We start from the raw sequence: 827 nt of genomic DNA on the forward strand, positions 1-827 counted from the left end.
GTCCTGATTCTTGGCGTCAACGGCTTCATCGGCCACCACCTGACGCGCCGCATCCTGGAAACCACGCCGTGGGAGGTCTACGGCATGGACATGTCGTCGGACCGCCTTGGCGATCTGGTGAACCATCCGCGCATGCACTTCTCCGAAGGTGACATCACCATCAACAAGGAGTGGATCGAGTACAACATCCGCAAGTGCGACGTGATTCTGCCACTGGTGGCGATTGCCACGCCGGCCACTTACGTGCGCAACCCGCTGCGCGTGTTCGAGCTCGATTTCGAGGCCAACCTGCCGATCGTGCGCAGCGCGGTTAAGTACGGCAAGCACCTGGTGTTTCCGTCGACGTCCGAGGTGTACGGCATGTGCGCCGACGACGAGTTCGATCCGGAAGCGTCGCCGCTGATCTACGGCCCGATCAACAAGCCGCGCTGGATCTATGCGTGCTCCAAGCAGTTGATGGACCGCGTGATCCACGCCTATGGCATGGAGCAGGGCCTGAACTACACGCTGTTCCGGCCGTTCAACTGGATCGGCGCGGGGCTCGATTCGATCTTCGAGTCGAAGGAAGGATCGTCGCGCGTGGTGACGCAGTTCCTGGGCCATATCGTGCGCGGCGAGCCGATCAAGCTGGTCGATGGCGGCGAGCAGAAGCGCGCGTTTGCCGATATTTCGGACGGCATCTCGGCGCTGATGCGGATCATCGAGAACCAGGGTGGCGTGGCCAGCGGCAAGATCTTCAATATTGGCAATCCTGCCAATATCCATTCGGTGCGCGAACTGGCGGAGATGATGCTGAAGATGGCGGCCGACTATCCGGAGTACGCGGA

At 61.1% G+C, this 827-nt stretch carries 1 protein-coding gene; it reads left to right on the plus strand.

The features are described 5' to 3' along the window. The coding region (locus tag F7R19_RS29580; RefSeq protein ID WP_150982971.1) for a bifunctional UDP-4-keto-pentose/UDP-xylose synthase at window positions 1-827 on the plus strand (827 nt) is incomplete at both ends.

This window comes from Cupriavidus pauculus (assembly GCF_008801835.1).
In the GTDB taxonomy this organism is placed as follows: domain Bacteria; phylum Pseudomonadota; class Gammaproteobacteria; order Burkholderiales; family Burkholderiaceae; genus Cupriavidus; species Cupriavidus pauculus.